Below are 2,601 nucleotides of genomic sequence, written 5' to 3' on the forward strand. Positions count from 1 at the left end.
GCGATGAATCGCCGCACTCCACATGTGGAGTGCGGGGCGTCAGCCCCGCTTTCGGCGCGGGACTTCAGTCCCCGGGGAAAGGGAATGAATGATCCAGCGTCAAACGACGGACCCGACGAGCGGGGCCCTCCGGATTGAGTCTCGCTTCCACGCGAACCCGTGTTGACGCCCGTGCCCCCTTCGACAGAAGAAAAGCGGGCAGAAATCGCAAAATCGCGAAATTAACAAGTCCCCTGAACGTGACCTTCATCACGGAACAAAAAGAAGCTTGAGAGCGGCGATGACCAGCACCACACTGAGGGCCCGTCGCAGCCAGACGTCACTGAACCAGGTGGACCCAAGTGTGGAACCAAGGAACCCGCCCAATGCAACCGTTCCTACTGTGGGCAGTAGCTGGGTTGGTACTGATTGGAGGCCGGCCATCACTCCCAGGAGACCGGAGATCGAGTTGATGAGAACAAATGGGGCCGTAATGGCGGCGGCTTCTCGGGCGGACGTCCATTGCGTCAAAATGAGAACAGGCGTCAAAAATATACCTCCGCCCGTGCCAGTGAGCCCGGCGAGCAGTCCAAGAACGGCCCCCGTGAGAAAAAGGAGAAAGGGGGAAGGCGACGGCCTGGTCGTGCCCGTTTCCGAAGGTTTGCCCACGAGCATCCGCACGGCGGCAGCGAGGAGGACAATCGCCACAAGTGGCCGGTAAACATGTCGCGGCACGGGTACAAATCCCCCGATGAACGCAAGAGGAGCGGATCCCACAAGCAAATACAACAAGAACTGCCAGCGCGGACGCACGCGGCTGAAACGAAGCGTAGCGATTGTGGCCACGAACACATTGAGTACGAGTGCCGTCGGCCGCATCTCTTCTGGGGCGAAACCGAGAAGGGCCATCCAGGCCAGATAACCCGATGCTCCTGCATGTCCCACAGACGAATAAAGGCAGGCTATGAAAAACAGGCCTCCAAGAAACAGCGCGAACATCATTTTTCAACACCGCAAGTTCAAGGGTGAATTGCCGCTGGATTCTCCATGGATCGTCGTAATGTCATACATTAAACACTTCTGTCGATACCGCACAGGACCGTTTGTACCGGTTTCAATATTGCGAAACCAAAATGACCCGCTCCCCGCAGTGTACCAGTCTAACCGTTCCGAGAAGGCAGCAGGCACCGTGGCGGATAGAAAACGATTCAAGGTGGATTGGGCCGCGCGTGAGCCGCAATCTCTTCTGGCGACAGGCATCGCGAGTAGATGCGGACCTCATCAACGGCTCCGGTGAAATATGCAGGATGGTCTTTTTCGTAGTTGCCCAGTACCAGATAACGATGGTTGAAGGCGATGGGGGCCCTGCGCTCGAGTGCGCCTATTTGCTGCCCATCCATGTAGAGCCTCATCATGCTGCCGTCGAACGTGGCCGCCAGATGAACCCATTGCCCAATGGTGAGGGGGCGTTCGCCCACCAGATGGTGACTCCAGGGCGTGAGAGGGATTTGAAAACATGGTTTGCCCCCTATCAAACCGAGTCGAAATCCGGTGTTTTCAACACCGCCGAAAACGCAATTGATGATCCACCGGTTATTCTGATGGGGAGTTTCCGTACAAACCCAGCACTCCAGGGTGAGCTGCGAACAGTCCGTCAGCGGTCTGTCCAGGGGCACAATGACGCAACCCCCGTGACAATCGAGGGCCCAGCCCTGACGTCCTTTGACGCGGGCAACGTTGTGAAGCACTCCCCCGAGGCGATGCCCGGAATAATCCAAGGCGACCTCTTGCTCCGGAGGCTCGTCAAAGGTCCACCAGGCAACAAGGGCCGGGTCCGCCCCCGGAAGGGTGACACGGCGTCGAGCCTGTGATAGGAGTGCGTGCTCCCTTTCAAAATACTGCCGCGCGGGCACATCGTACGGGCCGAGGCCCACGTCCTCCGGCAGCAAGTCGATATGCTCAAAAGGTGCGCTGGAAAAAACGCGCCGCACCGCGTCCAGATATTCAAAGCCAAACTCGCGGTGCGGTGCGATGTAGTGCCCTTCCCCCCATTCATTCCAGTTATCGAGAAGAATCAACCGGCTTCCCAACTGCTCCCTGGGAAAGGTCGCCGCAACTGCTTTGGCACGCCGGAGGAGTTCCTCAAAATCCTGAGGTGGGAGCTTCCAAATCGAGCCCTCGTCTCGCCATCCACTCCATCCTTGTGACACGGTGATGACCTGAGGGATGATTCCCAGCTCCTGTGTGCGGGTGATGTACGACAACTGTGCCTCGATCGCTTGCTGCGGCGTGGGGTTATTGCGCACTGGCCAGACGTATGCGAAAGTATAATCCAAGCCGAGATCTTTCATGAGTTGGAGATGGCGGGCGTCCGTACCCCGATATTCGCCGAGAAGGTACAGTCCCGCGAAGCCCGCCTGCCGGCATAATTGGCGTGCTTTCTCGAAGGCGCTCGCAACTTTATCCACACCGCCCAGGTCGTCCACGAGAAACTCGGGACGATAAATAAAAAGAAGAGGCTTGCCATCGATCACCAGATAATTCGGGCGTTGGAAGTAGTTTTTGATCCAAAAGGGTAGGAGGTTCTCCAGAAAGTCACGCTCGTCGGCAACACCGGCGACT

2 protein-coding genes are annotated in these 2,601 nt (G+C 57.6%); both read right to left on the reverse strand.

Features of this window, described 5'->3' with window-relative positions:
* Positions 1 to 249 precede the first annotated feature (249 nt).
* A complete protein-coding gene (locus H5U08_RS15380) occupies positions 250 to 981 on the reverse strand; it encodes a sulfite exporter TauE/SafE family protein (RefSeq protein ID WP_297034993.1) in 732 nt (243 codons plus the stop codon).
* A 206-nt stretch (positions 982 to 1,187) separates the two neighbouring features.
* On the reverse strand, positions 1,188 to 2,601 hold a 1,414-nt coding region (locus H5U08_RS15385; RefSeq protein WP_297034996.1), incomplete at its 5' end, for a LamG-like jellyroll fold domain-containing protein.

The sequence above is a fragment of the Thermogutta sp. genome (genome assembly GCF_014359955.1).
In the GTDB taxonomy this organism is placed as follows: Bacteria; Planctomycetota; Planctomycetia; order Pirellulales; family Thermoguttaceae; genus Thermogutta.

Bases quoted from the DNA above. Each gene is read 5' to 3' on its own strand.
- H5U08_RS15380 (WP_297034993.1), bottom strand. From the start codon at position 981: ATGATGTTCGCGCTGTTTCTTGGAGGCCTGTTTTTCATAGCCTGCCTT.